This is a genomic window from Idiomarina sp. PL1-037 (assembly GCF_034422975.1).
Lineage (GTDB): Bacteria > Pseudomonadota > Gammaproteobacteria > Enterobacterales > Alteromonadaceae > Idiomarina.
Window position 1 is genome coordinate 2,036,786 of the sequence record NZ_CP139873.1, and the last position, 16,734, is coordinate 2,053,519.

Annotated in this window: 13 protein-coding genes; 4 read left to right on the forward strand and 9 right to left on the reverse strand. The window is 47.8% G+C overall.

The annotated features are described in order from the left end of the window. Nucleotides 1-12: 12 nt before the first annotated feature. From ribD to glyA, 3 genes are read right to left on the reverse strand one after another with little or no spacing between them, the layout of a single operon-like run. On the reverse strand, nucleotides 13-1,140 hold the full coding sequence (gene ribD, locus U0358_RS09570) for a bifunctional diaminohydroxyphosphoribosylaminopyrimidine deaminase/5-amino-6-(5-phosphoribosylamino)uracil reductase RibD (RefSeq protein WP_322406125.1): 1,128 nt from the start codon (nucleotides 1,138-1,140) through the stop codon (nucleotides 13-15). After that, nucleotides 1,133-1,582, reverse strand: a complete 450-nt coding sequence (gene nrdR, locus U0358_RS09575) for a transcriptional regulator NrdR (RefSeq protein ID WP_317498736.1) — start codon at nucleotides 1,580-1,582, stop codon at nucleotides 1,133-1,135. The genes ribD and nrdR overlap by 8 nt, the downstream gene beginning before the upstream one ends. Nucleotides 1,583-1,621: 39 nt before the next feature. Next, complete coding sequence (gene glyA, locus U0358_RS09580; RefSeq protein ID WP_317498737.1) at nucleotides 1,622-2,878, reverse strand: serine hydroxymethyltransferase; 1,257 nt, start codon at nucleotides 2,876-2,878, stop codon at nucleotides 1,622-1,624. Between the two features lie 159 nt (nucleotides 2,879-3,037). On the opposite strand from glyA, the gene ettA reads away from it, so the two are divergent. Beyond that, entirely contained in the window at nucleotides 3,038-4,702 is a 1,665-nt protein-coding gene (ettA, locus tag U0358_RS09585) for an energy-dependent translational throttle protein EttA (RefSeq protein ID WP_317498738.1), read from the forward strand. A gap of 50 nt (nucleotides 4,703-4,752) precedes the next feature. Here the strand turns inward: ettA and radA are convergent, their stop codons facing one another. Next, complete coding sequence (radA, locus tag U0358_RS09590; protein ID WP_322406126.1) at nucleotides 4,753-6,117, reverse strand: DNA repair protein RadA; 1,365 nt, start codon at nucleotides 6,115-6,117, stop codon at nucleotides 4,753-4,755. A gap of 65 nt (nucleotides 6,118-6,182) precedes the next feature. Between radA and U0358_RS09595 the strand changes: the two genes are divergently transcribed. Continuing rightward, the gene (locus tag U0358_RS09595) at nucleotides 6,183-8,687 is read left to right on the forward strand and encodes a PilZ domain-containing protein (protein ID WP_322406127.1); all 2,505 of its coding nucleotides are present in this window, start codon (nucleotides 6,183-6,185) and stop codon (nucleotides 8,685-8,687) included. Here U0358_RS09595 and serB read toward each other — a convergent pair. Beyond that, a complete protein-coding gene (gene serB / locus U0358_RS09600; RefSeq protein WP_322406128.1) occupies nucleotides 8,661-9,323 on the reverse strand; it encodes a phosphoserine phosphatase SerB in 663 nt (220 codons plus the stop codon). The two genes, U0358_RS09595 and serB, sit on opposite strands and share 27 nt — an antisense overlap. Before the next feature lie 27 nt (nucleotides 9,324-9,350). Here serB and U0358_RS09605 point away from each other — a divergent pair, with 27 nt between their 5' ends. Then, nucleotides 9,351-9,983 (forward strand): AhpA/YtjB family protein, encoded by a 633-nt coding sequence (locus U0358_RS09605; RefSeq protein ID WP_317498742.1) that lies wholly within the window; start codon nucleotides 9,351-9,353, stop codon nucleotides 9,981-9,983. Here the strand turns inward: U0358_RS09605 and U0358_RS09610 are convergent. Together U0358_RS09610 and prfC are read right to left on the reverse strand one after the other, a co-directional pair. After that, on the reverse strand, nucleotides 9,940-10,737 hold the full coding sequence (locus U0358_RS09610) for a TatD family hydrolase (RefSeq protein WP_317498743.1): 798 nt from the start codon (nucleotides 10,735-10,737) through the stop codon (nucleotides 9,940-9,942). The two genes, U0358_RS09605 and U0358_RS09610, sit on opposite strands and share 44 nt — an antisense overlap. Nucleotides 10,738-10,742: 5 nt before the next feature. Further along, nucleotides 10,743-12,332: a peptide chain release factor 3 gene (gene prfC, locus U0358_RS09615; RefSeq protein WP_317498744.1), complete on the reverse strand. Its 1,590-nt coding sequence runs from the start codon at nucleotides 12,330-12,332 to the stop codon at nucleotides 10,743-10,745. 154 nt (nucleotides 12,333-12,486) lie between these two features. On the opposite strand from prfC, the gene U0358_RS09620 reads away from it, so the two are divergent. Next, nucleotides 12,487-14,202, forward strand: a complete 1,716-nt coding sequence (locus U0358_RS09620; RefSeq protein WP_322406129.1) for a methyl-accepting chemotaxis protein — start codon at nucleotides 12,487-12,489, stop codon at nucleotides 14,200-14,202. Here U0358_RS09620 and U0358_RS09625 read toward each other — a convergent pair. Then, on the reverse strand, nucleotides 14,195-15,394 hold the full coding sequence (locus tag U0358_RS09625; protein ID WP_322406130.1) for a phosphopentomutase: 1,200 nt from the start codon (nucleotides 15,392-15,394) through the stop codon (nucleotides 14,195-14,197). The genes U0358_RS09620 and U0358_RS09625 overlap by 8 nt on opposite strands. Continuing rightward, nucleotides 15,391-16,731, reverse strand: a complete 1,341-nt coding sequence (deoA, locus tag U0358_RS09630; RefSeq protein ID WP_322406131.1) for a thymidine phosphorylase — start codon at nucleotides 16,729-16,731, stop codon at nucleotides 15,391-15,393. Before deoA ends, U0358_RS09625 begins: the two co-directional genes overlap by 4 nt. Nucleotides 16,732-16,734: the final 3 nt, after the last annotated feature.

Here is a 16,734-nt window from a genome sequence, read left to right on the forward strand (position 1 = left end):
ACGCTTTACCCTTTAATCTTGTGTATGAGGTACTGCTACCAAGCGTTGATCAGGGCCTATCTGCCGACGATCAATAATTTTAAACCTTGGTGCTGAAGCTAAATTCAACGGCTCGTTCATGTCGATAACCGAACGTCCATGATGGCCCAATAACTGACCCGAACTGTAAATCATCAACCTGTCGCATAATTGCTGCTGAATAAGAGCGCCCGCCAAATTCGCCCCACACTCAGTCCATAACTGGTTAATTTCGCGGTTAGCCAACTCAACCATAAGCGCCGGCAGACTCACTTTGCCGTTAGGGTCTGCGGCTATAATTAATTCATGACAATGTGCATGCCGACTGGGTTTACCGGGAGTTGTTCGCACTAACCAAACCGGCGCAGGAGAGTCGAAAACCATGGCCTCATCCTTCACTCGGTGCTGGCTGTCAATAATAATACGCACCGGCTGTTTTATTGGTTCAGGCTGCGCTCTTGATTTCGGCCACTGCTCAACTCGCACTGTCAATTTAGGATTGTCAGCCAGAATCGTTGCAGCACCACTCAGTATGGCATCGGCCTGTGCCCGGAAAAGCTGAACATCACTGCGGGCTGCAGAGGACGTTATCCATTGACTGCGACCATCTGACAACGCCGTTTTTGCGTCCAGTGAGGTTGCCATTTTTAAGGTTACCCATGGCCGTTGTCGCGTCATGCGGGAAATAAAGCCCGGATTCAAACTCTCTGCTGCCGATTGCAGTACACCCACGTCCACAGAAATACCTGCAGCTTTTAAACGCCGAATGCCATTACCACTAACTCGTGGGTTTGGATCCTGCATTGCAACCACAACACGTTTTACTCCGGCTTCAATTAACGCGTCGCAACATGGAGGAGTGCGGCCGATATGACTGCATGGTTCCAGCGTAACGTAGGCCGTTGCGCCCCTGGCTTTTTGCCCGGCCGCGCGCAAAGCATGTGCTTCGGCATGAGGTTCGCCAGCCAGATGATGCCAGCCTTCTCCTACAATCTCTGTGTCAGAAGTAATAACGCACCCCACCGCAGGGTTTGGCCGGGTTGTCATTAGCCCCCGCCGCGCCAGCATTAACGCGCGGTGCATCATTTGATAGTCAAGATACTGCGGGGTTAACTCAGTCATTAAGGCGCGCTATTTCTTCACCAAATTCGCGGATGTCCTCAAACGAGCGATATACGGAAGCAAAACGCACGTACGCCACTTTATCTATCTGCTTGAGGTTTTCCATTACCAGGCTGCCGACAAAATTACTGCTTATTTCACGCTCGCCGGTTGCCCGGATACTGGATTTTATTTTGTTAATGGCCTGCTCCATCAACTCAAGACTCACAGGCCGCTTTTCCAGTGCTCTCAGCAGACCACTTCGGAGTTTATCTTCATTAAATGGCTCGCGGGAACCATCGGTTTTGATAACCCGGGGCATGACCAGCTCAGCAGTTTCAAAGGTTGTAAAGCGCTCCTTGCAATGATTACATTCACGCCGACGACGAACCGAGGCCCCATCCGCAACCAGTCGCGAATCGATAACCTTAGTATCCTGTGTGCCGCAAAATGGACAATGCATTGTCTGACTCCTTTATGTACGCTCTACAACTGTTCGCAATTAACCGTAAACCGGAAACTTCGCGCACAACGCTTTGACCTGCTCGCGGACCTCATTAATTCTGTTTTCGTCAGCAATGTTATCCAGTACATCGCAAATCCAGTTAGCAACTTGCTCAGCTTCCGCTTCTTTAAAGCCGCGGCGAGTAATTGCCGGTGTACCTAAACGCAAGCCAGAAGTGACAAAAGGTGAACGTGGGTCGTTAGGAACCGCATTTTTGTTAACGGTAATGAACGCGTTACCTAAAGCCGCATCAGCGTCTTTACCAGTAATATCTTTGTCAATTAGATCAACCAGGAACAAGTGGTTCTGAGTGCCATTCGATACAATTTTGTAACCGCGCGCCTGCATGGTTTTTACCATGGCATTCGCATTCACTAACACTTGCTTTTGATAGTCTTTAAATTCTGGCTGCAATGCCTCCTGAAAAGCCACCGCTTTACCTGCGATAACGTGACACAGTGGACCACCCTGGTTGCCCGGGAATACCGCGCTGTTTAATTTCTTGTGTAACTTTTCATCGTCGCTGCCGGAAATAATCAAACCCCCGCGAGGGCCCGCCAGCGTTTTGTGCGTGGTGGTAGTGACAACATGAGCATAAGGTACTGGGTTCGGATAAACACCGGCAGCAACCAGCCCCGCTACGTGCGCCATATCAACCATTAAATAAGCGTCGACTTTGTCCGCTATTTCACGGAATTTTGCCCAGTCAACAATGCCCGAATACGCTGAAAAACCGGCGACGATAACTTTCGGTTTATGTTCCAGCGCCAGCTTTTCAACTTCAGCGTAGTCAATTTCACCGGTGGATTCATCCAGGCCGTACGAAACCGCATTGTAGAGTTTGCCTGAAAAATTGACACCAGAGCCGTGTGTTAAGTGACCGCCGTGAGCCAGACTCATACCAAGAAAGGTATCACCGGCTTCCATCATTGCCATAAAGGCAGCGGTATTAGCTTGAGAGCCGGAATGCGGTTGTACGTTTGCGTACTTAGCGCCGAACAATTCTTTTGCGCGCTCAATAGCCAGGTCCTCGACTTTATCGACGAACTCACAGCCGCCGTAGTAACGCTTATGCGGATAGCCTTCTGCGTACTTGTTGGTCAGTTGTGAACCCTGAGCCTGCATTACCCGCGGACTGGTGTAGTTTTCCGATGCAATCAGCTCAATGTGTTGTTCCTGACGTTCAACTTCATCATGCATCGCCTGCCATAAGTCGGCGTCAAAGTCGGCAATGTTCATCTCAGATTTCAGCATTACAGCTCTCCAAATCATTAAATGGTCTTAATTTGCCCAGTATTTTACCTTAAAACACAAATGAGTGCCTAGTTCAGCACAACAAAGTTTGGGGATGTCCGTAAATCACAGTAAACTATGCAGTAACTTTTTTGTTGATAAGAAGGGTTTTACGTCACTATGGCGCAATATATCTATTCAATGTCGCGGGTGAGCAAAGTTGTTCCACCCAAGAAAACTATCTTAAAAGATATTTCACTGTCGTTTTATCCTGGTGCCAAAATTGGTGTTTTAGGCGTTAACGGTGCTGGTAAGTCGACCTTACTAAGAATTATGGCGGGTGTTGATAATGAATACGAAGGCGAAGCCCGTCCCTTAGCGGGCATCCAAATTGGTTACCTGCCTCAGGAGCCTCAGCTGGATGAAAATAAAACGGTGAAAGAAACCGTTGAAGAGGCTGTGGCCGATGTCAAAGAGGCCTTTGCTAAGCTGGATGAAATCTATGCTGCTTATGCAGACGAAAACGCAGACTTCGACGCCTTAGCAAAACAGCAAGGTGAACTCGAAGCTCTGTTGCAGGCAAAAGACGGGCACAATATAGATAACATTCTTGAGCGTGCTGCTGACGCGCTGCGCCTGCCGGAGTGGGATGCGAAGATCGGCAACTTATCCGGTGGTGAAAGACGCCGTGTTGCCATATGTCGCCTGTTGTTATCGAAGCCCGACATGCTGCTTCTTGACGAACCCACTAACCACCTGGATGCGGAGTCTGTGGCCTGGCTTGAACGCTTCCTGCATGACTACAATGGTACAGTGGTCGCGATTACCCACGACCGTTATTTCCTTGATAACGTTGCGGGCTGGATACTTGAGCTGGATCGTGGCCACGGCATTCCGTGGGAAGGCAATTACTCCTCCTGGCTGGAGCAAAAAGAGAAGCGTCTGGAGCAGGAAGAACGCTCTGAAAAAGCACGCCAGCGCACCATTAAGCAGGAACTGGAGTGGGTACGTACTAACCCGAAAGGTCGCCAGGCGAAAAGCAAAGCACGTCTTAACCGCTTTGAAGAACTACAAAGTGGCGATTACCAAAAGCGTAACGAAACCAATGAACTGTTTATCCCACCGGGCCCTCGCTTAGGCGACAAGGTTATTGAGGTTAACGGCATAAGCAAGGCTTACGGCAAGCGCCAGCTAATTGATAACTTAAGCTTTAGTGTTCCCAAAGGCGCTATCGTTGGTATTATCGGTCCAAACGGTGCGGGTAAATCCACTTTATTCCGCATGATCAGCGGGCAGGAGCAACCTGACAGTGGCTCGGTTGAGTTGGGCGAAACCGTGCAATTAGCCAGCGTTGATCAGTTCCGTGACAACATGGATGACAGCAAAACTGTCTTTGAAGAAATTACGGACGGCAACGACATTCTTAAAATTGGTAACTTTGAAGTTAACGGCCGGGCCTATGTTGGTCGCTTTAACTTCCGTGGTACCGACCAGCAAAAACGTATTGGCGAGCTGTCTGGTGGTGAGCGTAACCGTGTGCATTTGGCCAAGCTGTTAAAAGCCGGTGGCAACACCTTGTTACTCGATGAACCTACCAACGACTTAGACGTGGAAACCCTGCGGGCACTGGAAGAAGCGATTCTGGAATTTCCGGGCTCTGTGATGGTTATCTCGCACGACCGTTGGTTCCTTGACCGTATTGCTACACACATTCTGGATTACCGCGACGAAGGCGAAGTGGTGTTCTACGAAGGTAACTACAGCGATTACGAAGCTTATATGAAAGAAAAATTCGGTGAGCAGGCTATGGAGCCGCACCGCATTAAATACAAACCTATTGGTTAATAGACTCGATAGCAAAGGGGAGCTTTATCGCTCCCTTTTTTATTTCCAAATTACATGACATCCAGCGCTTGCTGAAGGTTTTTTACCCCAATCACTTCCATACCCTTGGGCGAGGTTTTGGGCGTATTGCCAATAGGGACAATGGCTTTTTTGAAACCATGCTTAGCGGCCTCGTTTAACCGCTCCAGACCATTAGGTACCGGGCGTATTTCACCGGCCAACCCGACTTCTCCAAACACGATTAACTCACGTGCTAAGGGTTCGCCTTTAAAGCTGGAGACAATAGCTAGCAACAAGGCTAAATCCGCCGATGTTTCTGAGACCTTAACGCCTCCCACCACGTTGACAAAAACGTCCTGATCCGAAACCTGTAAACCGCCATGCCGATGCAGAACGGCCAGCAACAGCGCAAGCCGTGTAGCTTCAAGCCCCACCGCAACCCGCCGCGGGTTAGCCAGTGCCGAGTAATCGACCAAGGCCTGAATTTCAACCAGCAAGGGTCGGGTGCCTTCCCAAATCACCATCACCACAGAACCATTGCCCTGATCTTCAGCGCGTTGCAGGAATATAGCCGATGGATTCGAAACTTCTTTAAGTCCGCCCCCCGTCATCGCAAAGACGCCGAGTTCGTTTACCGCACCAAATCGGTTCTTGGTACCACGCAGAGTTCGATAACGGGAATCTGATGAGCCATCCAGAAGTACGGAGCAGTCAATGCAATGTTCCAGCACTTTTGGCCCGGCCAGATGCCCTTCTTTGGTGACGTGACCGACCATAATAATCGCCACATTTTTTTGTTTAGCGTAACGCGTTAAAAAAGCGGCTGATTCACGCACTTGAGAGACACTGCCCGGCGCCGACTGAATATCGGCCATATGCATCACCTGAATGGAGTCAATGACCATAATGGCCGGTTTTTCTCTATCAGCCAGCTGACAAATGCTTTCCACTGAGGTTTCAGATAACATACGCAGCTTATTCGTCGGCAGGTTAAGCCGCTGAGCCCGCATTGCTACCTGCTGCAGAGACTCCTCTCCGGTAACGTATAATGCCGGCATACGTTCTGCCAGTTTACATAAAGCCTGAAGTAACAACGTACTTTTCCCCGCACCCGGTGAACCGCCGATGAGTATTGCCGAACCAGGCACAACACCGCCGCCTAAAACGCGGTCAAACTCCTGAAAGCCCGAGCTAAAACGCGGCACTTCCTGTAAGTCCACCTCGTTCAGGGTCTGCACCCGGCCTTCGGTAATACCACTAAAGCCCCGCCGTTCCGATGAATTAGGAGTTGCTTTTGATGTTAAACGAATTTCAGTTAGCGTGTTCCAGGCCTTACATTCCGGGCATTGCCCAAGCCAGCGCGGGAAGTCGGCGCCACAGTCATTACACACATACGCACTTTTTGCTTTTGCCATTCGTCTGCTTCTCGTTTTATGATGAGGTATTATCCAAGAGTAATTATAAAAAATATTAGACTTCGATGCCGAACCATTATTTTGACCAACTTATCGATCAGTTAAAACCCGTCGTTTACGATACCGACTTTGACACCTTATTTCAGTCCTTAACTGAAAACGAAGATGGTCCCACAAAATTCAAGCTTAAAATGGAGCTCAGGCGTTTAGCCGCTTCCTGTCATCGCACTGTTGACTTACGTAATCAGGTTGATGGCGAATGCCGTCCTTACGAATACAATGGACGCCGGCATCAGCTTGACGATGTTGCTATTGAAATTTTTGAGCGGGGTCTGGAAACCTATAAAGGCGTTTTCACCCAGGATACTTTTGAGCAAATACTGGATGCAGATAACCATTTACGCCAGGCTCGCGAAGAAGAAAGAGCCTTCGCACAAAGTTTAGCGGACCACAATGCCGAGCCCCTAAGTGGCCAATCACCATTTTTGAACAGCGACAACGAGGCTGAATCTTACCTTCTGGAAACATTCCACTTTGGCCAGTACCCTTACCGCGCCGAAGAACGAATGAATTTTACCATCGAAGTCGGGCTTGAAGACAGTGAAGGAAAAAATTATCAGGCGGTAACGGCTGATATTTCCATTACGGGGATGCGTGTACGTGTTAACGACGAACATAATCTGCAAGACGGCGATTCGCTGTCGCTTTATTTTACCGGACTGGCAAAGGAGTTCACAGTAAACCCTGAAACCCGAATTCCCTATCGTGTTGTCGGAGTTCAGGAGGTAGACGGTAAACATTACTTAAGTTTGAATCGAGATCCGGATTATCAGTCAGCCGAGCTGGATAAGTTTTTTCATCGATTCATTAATGGTTATAAGAAACGCTACCGCGTTAATATTGACAATACTTACAACACAATACTCAATAAAGGACACGAGCAATTCCTGTTACCCAGGATGCAGCAGTTGCCGGTTTTCTTTTCTGAGTCAAACAAACAACTGGTAGCCGATTACGTATTAACCACCGACAACAACCGTTTTATTTTAAGTAACTGGATTAATGAACTGAATCAAATCAGTTTCGGTTCTATTTTTAATCTGCGTCGCAGCCGTTGGTTACTGCAGGACTTAGCTCAAAAAGAGCATGCTCGTTTACTGGTAATGACCTTCTCTATTACTGCCCGCGGAAAAATATACAACTACTCAGCCACGGCAGAAGAGCTTCAGAAAACTGGGTTATGGGACACTTATATCGCCTTTGGCAGTAAAAAAGCCTCCTGGCGAGTTTATCAAATCGATTTACGCCGGGTAGATTTGAATCAGGCATGGCAACCTCAGAGCGTACCGGAAAACATTAATGTTCCGTTTCGTATCAATCCACCTACCGCGGAAGTTAGAAGAGCGATAGCACCTTTGCGATATATGGGGGTAGTCAACGACATAACGGATAGTTTGCAGGGCTTTTTCAATACTGGTATCGCAAAAGAACAGCTAGCATCATTAAAAGCGTTCGCGCACCCACCGTCCACACCTATTCGCACAAAAGAAGCTCGCCTTGAGTTTATTAATTTACGCAGTGAGAAACGCTTCAGCTACCGCAGCCGCTGCCGGGTTAAAGTTGGCAAACTTGTTCGTGACGGCATGATCATTGACCTTTCCGTCAGCGGTCTGCAAGTACAAATTGATACGCAGTTACCAGCAGAGAAAGGTGACAATGTCGAAATTTCGATGACCGGCTTTAAGAAGCTCTATAAAAAAGCGAAATTAGATCATTTAAATTATATTGTCGCTTCTATTGACGATGCACAGACCACATTACGTTTAAAAATTGAAGGTGATCACGAGCAGCATATGGGCTCGGAATTCATACGCTTTTTAATTCGTGAACAGCGCGGCTTGCTTAAACTACAGGTGGAAAACACCTCAATAAACGGACTGGAGCTATGTCTACGCAATTTATACTGCGACGCTCCGGCCTCATTGCCGGTTTTCCTATATAGAAATAAAAAACGTAGGACTTCTGTGCGGCGTGCCGGTCTCTCCAAATGGCCATCCGGGTGGGCTAAATTATTAGATAAATTTCCCGGCAGTCAGCCAACTGCAATTAATCTACAACCACTGCTGCGAGGGGACTCATTAACAGAAGAAATTCTCCCCAGATTAAATGATATGGATCGCACGTCGGAACCTGTCACTTTATTACTGTTACTGCGCTTATATCGTCAAAACGGTGAGGACATAGTTCAGACCCAATGGTCGAGGGGTAATGATAACCAGGCTATTGAATCTTTTATTGAGCAAAGCATTCCTAATTCAATCTTTCGCGCTGTCACTGTGACTCTTTCCAGAACAGGACGCCCTGATACTCAGTTTGTTCAGGCCGAACTGAGTTACATTAGTCGCTATGCCGCTTACCGCGCGCAGGAAATAGAAGAAGACTTATGGCAGGTATACGCCATTGCGGACACAGTTGATGTGACCGAAAGCTTACTGGAATTTGCCTTATCGGGCTCCGATGCGATTAAGGAACAGCAGCGACGCTTAAATAACTGGCTCAATAAGTTCTGACTGTTTAAGGCAACCCTGTACCTCGAGTAGGTTATTGGAATTGACAGAGTAATCCGCAATAGCCTGCAATGCAGGTTTTGCATTAAAGGCAATACCAACAGCGGCGGCTTTAAGCATTAAGGCGTCATTGGCGCCGTCTCCTACCGCTACGGTTCGCTCCGGTGGAATATTCCAATGACCGGCCAGTTGCTGCAGTTGTGCAGCTTTAACTTCAGCGTCAACAATGTCACCTAATACCTTCCCGGTCAGGCAGCCATTGGCTACTTCCAGCTGGTTAGCGACAACCATATCCAGATTCAGGGCCGCTTGAACCCTGTCTGCAAACCAAGTGAAACCACCGGAAACCAGTGCCGTTTTCCAGCCCACGGCTTGCAGAGCCTGGATAAGTTCTTTAGCGCCTGGGTTAAATGGAATGGGCGAAAATAAACTTTCCAGATCACACTCTTTAATGCCTTCAAGGCAGGCCACACGCTGGATTAAGCTCTGTGCGAAGTCAATTTCCCCCCTCATGGCGGCTTCCGTTATGGCTGAGACTTTAGTATAACGGTTGTTTAATCGTGCAATTTCGTCGATACACTCAATATGAATTAAGGTAGAATCCATGTCGAAAACAATTAAACCAGAACTGTATTTCATTTAACGGGAATCTCCTGAGCCGAACTCATGCGACTAACAGAATCCAGGCAATGGCAAAGAGTAAGAGGCACTTTGCTTAACAACAAAACCAAAGCCATTATTCGTATTATGACCAAACGTGCACTACGCTTAGCCGCTGCCGCAGGATTACTGCTAATCATTATTAATGTATGGAATATTGCCAGTGTCCAGTCGCAACAGCAACTTTTCTCACAAACTCAGTCGGTAACCCAGCTTATGATAGATCAAGCCGAGCACGAAGCTCGTTATTGGCTTGAACATCAAAATACTGAACGCTTAACAGCTCTGACTGATAATATAGCGAGCCACCCCGAAGTCATGGCGGCCACCATTCGTAACCGCTTTGGCGAACTGCTCGTTCACAGTGGCGTTGACTCATCTATTATTGATTGGCCCACTAGCGAAGACATTTCTGACCCTTGGGTACTGGTTGAAGAGATTAACCTGGAAGACGATGTGAGTGGGTATTTACAGGTCATTTTCGATAAAAATTTATTATTGAAGCAAAGCCAGACCGCCCATAACGGCCTGATGCAACAAGGTAAACTGTTGCTTCTTTTGGCTATGCTGGCCGGTGTGTTTATTATGCTTGGCTTTAACCGGATACGAGATCGTTACTGGCAGGTTGAGCATCATTAAACAGCTCACAACTGTTCTTCCATAAAGCTTCGCTAAGTGAGCCTTTATCAACTTCTCTCAACTCAGCTAGAGCGTCGAGAACCTGTGCAATCCTCGCCGGTTCATTACGTTCGCCCTGATGTCCGCAAATAGGCATATCCGGTGAGTCTGTCTCAAGCACCAGAGCCGATAGCGGTATTTTGGCTATTGTCTGGCGTGTTTTTTGTGCCCGGGTGTAAGTAATTACTCCGCCAACTCCCAGCTTATAACCGCAATCAACAAACTTCATAGCCTGCTCATAGCTGCCGCTAAAAGCGTGTATAACGCCTTGCTCAGGACCATATTGTTTGACTAACGGATGAGTTGTCTCCAGAGTTTTACGATGATGTATAATGACTGGCAGGCGATAGCTCTTCGCTAATTTCAGTTGTTCAATAAAGAGCTCGCGCTGCAGCTCGGAATTATCGCAGGTAGCATCCAGCCCTACTTCGCCCACTGCTCGTAATTGCTCATGTGGATTATCTAAGGCTTGCTCAAGCTCTTCCAGGTGCTTCAGATTATGTTGCTGAATAAACCAAGGATGCAAACCTAAAGCAAAGCGCCAGCTTGAGAACTGATTAACTAACTGCTGCAGCCGGGGCCATTGCTCAGCGCTAACACCCGGCACCATAAAACGTTCAACTTCGGCCTTGGCAGCCGCTTCTAAAACTTGCTCCCGGTCCTCATCAAATGCCTGAAAATCAATATGGCAATGAGTGTCGTAAAGCGTATTCATAAGTTTTAGTGTTCCCGTGTGTGAGTAAACTCAATATCGGGATAACGCTCTTCTGCCAGGCTTAAGTTCACCATAGTCGGGGCAATGTACGTCAGGTTATCACCACCATCTAAGGCCAGATTCGCTTCTGCTTTACGACGAAACTCATCCAGTTTCTTCTCGTCTTTGCTGCTCACCCAGCGCGCTGTCGCAACGTTAATGTTTTCGTACATGGCATCCACTTTGTACTCTGTTCTCAAACGATGAACGACCACATCGAACTGCAGAACCCCAACAGCACCGACAATCAAGTCATTGCTGATAAGCGGGCGGAATACCTGCACGGCACCCTCTTCGGATAACTGCACTAAGCCTTTTAATAATTGCTTCTGCTTCAGTGGATCTTTCAGACGGATACGACGGAAAAGCTCAGGCGCAAAGTTCGGGATACCACTAAACTTAAAGTCTTCGCCGGCGGTAAAGGTATCGCCGATTTGAATGGTCCCGTGGTTATGAAGACCAATGATATCGCCCGGGTAGGCTTCCTCCACGTGCGAACGATCACCCGCTAAAAAGGTTAATGCATCACTGATGCGCACGTCTTTACCTGTGCGAACCTGACGCATTTTCATACCTTTTTCATATTTACCGGACACAATTCGTAGAAAAGCCACACGGTCCCGGTGACGCGGATCCATGTTCGCCTGAATTTTAAAAATGAAGCCAGAGAAATTTTTGTTGTCTGCACTGACGCTGTCTTGTTGATCGGTTTCACGAGGCTGAGGTTTCGGTGCCCAGTCAACCAGACCATCCAGCATATGATCCACACCGAAGTTACCTAAAGCCGTACCGAAAAATACCGGGGTTAATTCGCCAGCGAGAAATAGCTCTTTATCAAAGGAGTTTGATGCCCCATTTACTAACTCGATTTGCTCACGTAGCTCGTCTGCCCAGGCACCTAGCTTCTCATCTAACTCAGGGTTATCAAGACCTTTTATAACGGTCTCTTCCTGAATTCGATGCCCCTGTCCGGTTTTATATAAAATCGTTTCATCTTTAAGAAGGTGATAAACCCCTTTAAAGTTTTTGCCAGAACCAATCGGCCAGGTAATAGGAGCGCACATAATTTTCAGAACATCTTCTACTTCATCCAGTAACTCAAGCGGGTCGCGAATGTCACGGTCGAGTTTGTTCATAAAAGTGATAATAGGAGTATCTCGTAAACGAGTAACTTCCATCAGTTTAATGGTTCGGTCTTCGACACCTTTCGCCCCGTCAATAACCATTAAACAAGAGTCGACAGCGGTCAGGGTACGGTAAGTATCTTCTGAGAAGTCTTCATGTCCGGGAGTATCTAATAGGTTTACCAGGGCATTATTGTAAGGAAATTGCATTACAGAGGTCGTTACCGATATGCCACGCTCCTGCTCCATTTGCATCCAGTCTGACTTTGCATGCTGACCAGACTTTTTGCCTTTTATCGTTCCCGCTTTTTGGATCTGCTGACCGTGCAGCAAGACCTTTTCAGTAATCGTGGTTTTACCGGCATCGGGGTGCGAGATAATGGCAAAGGTACGACGTTTCGCGACTTCATTCTGCAAGCTGGATTCAGACATCAACAAGACTCTTATTGGTTAAATTTAACTATATTGCTTATTTTCGCTGATCTGCTGCCGATACACAAACCATGGATTGTTATAATCTTAGATCGATGCGGTACTAACGTCTAAAGGATAGCATTCCGAACCTGTACTAAACTACAAAACTGACATGAACAACCCGAGTAACCTGCACATGCAACTGACGATAAAAGCGAAAGTATTTTCTCTGGCACTTATCCCCCCGGTAGTTATTGCCGTGTTCTTAACCTGGTATAACTTATCTCAGTCGACAACTGTCGGGCAAAACGCCGTTGAAGAATTCACAACGCAAATTGAAAAAGACAGTAGAGAAGAGCTCTCTAACTATCTGAAGTTAGCAATTACTTCTATCCAGCACCTTGTAAAAGATACTTCCCTGGGGTCGCTTCAGGAAAGGCAAGAGCGCGCAAAGCAAATACTACGGCAATTACGTTTTGATGACTCTGGTGATGTGGGTTATCTCTTTGTTTACGACCGGCAGGGGGTCAGTATTGCTCACGGCGTTAATCAGAGCCTTGAAGGTAAAAACCTGTTCGACTTTCAGGACCCAAATGGGGTCTACCTTATCAGAAAGCTTATTGAAGAAGCAGAAGGTGGCGGCGGTTTCGTCAAATATGACTGGCAGAATACTCAGCAGCAAGTCAATCCGAAACTTGGTTATGCCAAGCTACTAAACGAGTGGAACTGGGTAATAGGTACTGGCTTTTGGACAGCCGGAATGGAGCAGGAAGCCACCAGAATTGAAAATAATGTTGATGAAGCACTTGCGGATGCCGTTGTTGAAACCATCATAGCCTCAATTATTGCATTACTTATTATTGCCGCACTGGCATTGTTTGTGGTTAAAGGAATTACTAAGCCACTACGTAACGCTCTTAACGCTATGGAACGAATTGCAAAAGGTGACGGTGATCTCACCCAGCGCCTTGATACGACCAGCCAAGATGAAATGGCTGATCTTGGGCAGGCCTTTAACGATTTTGCCGATCAGGTTTCCGATATGGTCACCAATATCCGTCATTCCGCGAGTTCCGTGAGCCGCTCCACTCAAAAGCTGGACAAAGTTCTGGTTGGCGCTCGTGAGGGGGTTACCGAACAGCAGGCAGAAAGTGAACAGGTAGCAACCGCAATTAACGAAATGTCGACAGCCTCTCACGAAGTGGCCCGTAGCGCCAGCGAAGCGTCATCGGCAGCTGAGCAGGCGGAAGAATTAGTTCATTCCAGTAATCATCTGCTGACCAAAGCCGTTAATGTCATTCACGGCCTGGCAGAAAAGGTTGAGAACGGCGCATCAGAAGTTGAGCAGCTAAACGCGCATTCAGCGAAAATTGGCTCCGTGCTTGATGTTATTCGCGGCATTGCCGAACAGACCAACTTACTGGCGCTTAACGCGGCAATAGAGTCGGCTCGGGCAGGTGAGGCAGGCAGAGGTTTTGCGGTTGTTGCAGACGAGGTTCGAACTCTGGCAAAACGAACTCAGGACAGCACTCACGAAATTGAATCTATGATAGACCAACTGCAACAAGGCAGCAAAAAAGTGTCCAGTGTCATGGCTTCAATAAAAGAAGGCAGTAAAACCAGTGTCGCTGAAGCAGCAGAAGTGGAAAATGCCCTGGCTAAAGTTCTGGAAGCGGTAAACACCATTAACACGCAGAACGCACAAATTGCGACTGCTGCGGAAGAACAAACATCGGTTTCGGAAACCATTAACCAAAATATGACCGCAATTGTCGATATTGCGAAGCAAACCGCAGATGGCACTCAACAAGCCGGAGAGCATATGAAAGAGCTCAGTAACACCGCTGCTCAACTTGAGAACAACGTTAAGCGGTATCGTGTTAGCTAAGCTGAATCGCCTTGCCTTCTTCCATTGCGGGTAAGTCAAATAGACGACACAGTGTTTGCCCTAAATCGGCGAAACTGTGTCGTTTCCCCCGGCTCCCCGCCCGCACGTTTTGACCCGACAGTAATACAGGAATAAATTCACGGGTATGATCGGTTCCCTGCCAGGTGGGATCACAGCCATGATCAGCGGTTAATACCAAAACATCATCCGGTTTCATTGCCGATTCAATAACAGGCAACCATTGGTCGAATGCTTCCAGTTCCCGGGCATAACCATCAATATCTCGCCGGTGTCCGTATAAGGTGTCAAAATCCACTAAATTAGTAAAAATTAATGTGTTCTCAGGGGCTTTCTCCATGGCGTTTAATGTCGCCGTTAAGAGCCCGTTCAGCCCCGAAGCTTTGACTGACTCGGAAACTCCCTGTCCGGCAAAAATATCCGAAATTTTACCGATAGCAATAACCTTACCGCCTTTATTCTGAAGCTTATCCAACACCGTCGGCTTAGGTGGTGAAACAGAGTAGTCTTTCCGGTTCGCTGTACGCTCAAAGCTTTCGGCGTTGTCACCAATAAAAGGACGCGCAATAACACGACCAATATTATACGGCTCTATAAGCGCCCGAACCTTCTCACATAACTGATACAAGCGATCCAGACCAAAATGCTCTTCGTGCGCGGCTATCTGAAACACGGAATCGGCAGAAGTGTAAAAAATAGGATAACCGCTACGGATGTGCTGCCCACCCAATTGCTTTAGGATTTCAGTGCCCGAGGCATGGCAATTACCAAGATAACCGTCGAGTTCGCAGGTCTTAAGAATTTGAGCTAACAATTCATCAGGAAAACTGTTTTCTTTATCACGGAAGTAACCCCATTCGAAATGCACCGGAACACCCATTAATTCCCAATGACCAGAGGGCGTGTCTTTTCCCGACGAGAGTTCTGCAGCACAGGCATAAGCACCATGAGTTGCCACTTCCTGAAAACCTTTGGCATAGGTGCCTGTCGCTTCTTTATGAGCTTCAGCTAAACCCAGCCGGATCAGGTTAGGTAACTGCAGGGATTGCCCCTGCTGGTGCCTAGATTCAGCAATATGGCCAAACGTATCAACGCCTTCATCATCAAACTTGTCGGCGTCGGGGGCTGCACCAATACCAAACGAATCTAATACCAGAACAATGGCTCTGCTCATTCAGTCTCTCCGGCTATGCGCTCATAGATCACAGAGTCGGACTCCGGCGGGTTAGAGGAAAAATTCAAAGCTTTCAGTATGCTATCGGCAGCCTCTTGCCAGTCCGACTCGTTACTGGCATGCACTGTTGCTATAACAGTATCTGAGTCCACTTTCGATCCAATGGTCAGAATATTGGTCATGCCAACGCTTAAATCCAGTGTGTCATCAGCTTTGCGCCGACCTCCGCCTAAACAGACAACCGCCATTCCCAGTTCTCTTGTGTTCACTCCAGATAAATACTGCCCGTGATATTCAGCAGGAAGCTTTAACGGTTTTATCAGGCTTGCCTGAGGCAGGTACTGGTCGCTTTTTTCCAGAAAATCGTGAGGCCCACCCAAAGAACTGACCATTTTTGCAAAACGTTCCGCCGCCAAACCGTTTTCCAGCACGTTTTCAACCATAACCTCAGCTTGGTCCGTATTTTTAGCCAAGTTTCCCGACACAAGCAACTCAGCAGATAACGCTTTTGTCACCTGATGCAGGCGTTTATCCCTACGCTTTCCCGTTAAATAATCGACGGCTAACTGGACCTCAACCGCATTACCGGCAGCGGAACCTAAAGCCTCGTTCATGTCAGTAATAAGCGCCGTGGTTTCCACTCCCAATTTACGACCGACACTCACCAGGCTTTGTGCAAGCTCTTTAGACTCTCGGTAATCTGGCATGAATGCGCCGTTACCGGCTTTAACATCCATAACCAAACCATCAGGGCCTTCCGCCAGCTTTTTAGCTAAAATGGAAGCCGTAATTAACGGAATAGATTCCACTGTCGCAGTCACATCACGCGTTGCGTAAAACCGGCTGTCAGCCGGCGCCAGGCGCCCTGTTTGTCCAATAATGGCTACGCCAGCCTGCTTAACCGTATCGCGAAAACGTTGATTATTCGGCGCGGTTTGATAGCCGGGAATAGCGTCAAATTTATCCAGCGTGCCGCCGGTGTGCCCCAGACCTCGCCCGGAAATCATCGGAACATAGCCACCACAGGCCGCGACAATAGGACCCAGCATTAAACTCACGACATCACCGACACCGCCGGTTGAGTGCTTATCCAATACCGGACCATTTAAATTGTCCTGCCGCCAGTCAAGAACATCGCCCGAGTCTCGCATAGCAACGGTTAAAGCTGTTTTTTCCTGCGCCGACATACCACGAAAATAAATCGCCATAGCCAGCGCCGCTATTTGCCCCTCACTGACGCTGTCATCGCAAATTCCGTTAACAAACTGCTGAATATCGATGTCGGATAAACTGACAGCATCACGTTTTTTGCGAATAACCTCTTGCGCCAAAAACATACA

Bases quoted from the DNA above. Each gene is read 5' to 3' on its own strand.
- ribD (WP_322406125.1), bottom strand. From the start codon at position 1,140: ATGACTGAGTTAACCCCGCAGTATCTTGACTATCAAATGATGCACCGC.
- nrdR (WP_317498736.1), bottom strand. From the start codon at position 1,582: ATGCATTGTCCATTTTGCGGCACACAGGATACTAAGGTTATCGATTCG.
- glyA (WP_317498737.1), bottom strand. From the start codon at position 2,878: ATGCTGAAATCTGAGATGAACATTGCCGACTTTGACGCCGACTTATGG.
- ettA (WP_317498738.1), top strand. From the start codon at position 3,038: ATGGCGCAATATATCTATTCAATGTCGCGGGTGAGCAAAGTTGTTCCA.
- radA (WP_322406126.1), bottom strand. From the start codon at position 6,117: ATGGCAAAAGCAAAAAGTGCGTATGTGTGTAATGACTGTGGCGCCGAC.
- U0358_RS09595 (WP_322406127.1), top strand. From the start codon at position 6,183: ATGCCGAACCATTATTTTGACCAACTTATCGATCAGTTAAAACCCGTC.
- serB (WP_322406128.1), bottom strand. From the start codon at position 9,323: ATGAAATACAGTTCTGGTTTAATTGTTTTCGACATGGATTCTACCTTA.
- U0358_RS09605 (WP_317498742.1), top strand. From the start codon at position 9,351: ATGCGACTAACAGAATCCAGGCAATGGCAAAGAGTAAGAGGCACTTTG.
- U0358_RS09610 (WP_317498743.1), bottom strand. From the start codon at position 10,737: ATGAATACGCTTTACGACACTCATTGCCATATTGATTTTCAGGCATTT.
- prfC (WP_317498744.1), bottom strand. From the start codon at position 12,332: ATGTCTGAATCCAGCTTGCAGAATGAAGTCGCGAAACGTCGTACCTTT.
- U0358_RS09620 (WP_322406129.1), top strand. From the start codon at position 12,487: ATGAACAACCCGAGTAACCTGCACATGCAACTGACGATAAAAGCGAAA.
- U0358_RS09625 (WP_322406130.1), bottom strand. From the start codon at position 15,394: ATGAGCAGAGCCATTGTTCTGGTATTAGATTCGTTTGGTATTGGTGCA.
- deoA (WP_322406131.1), bottom strand. From the start codon at position 16,731: ATGTTTTTGGCGCAAGAGGTTATTCGCAAAAAACGTGATGCTGTCAGT.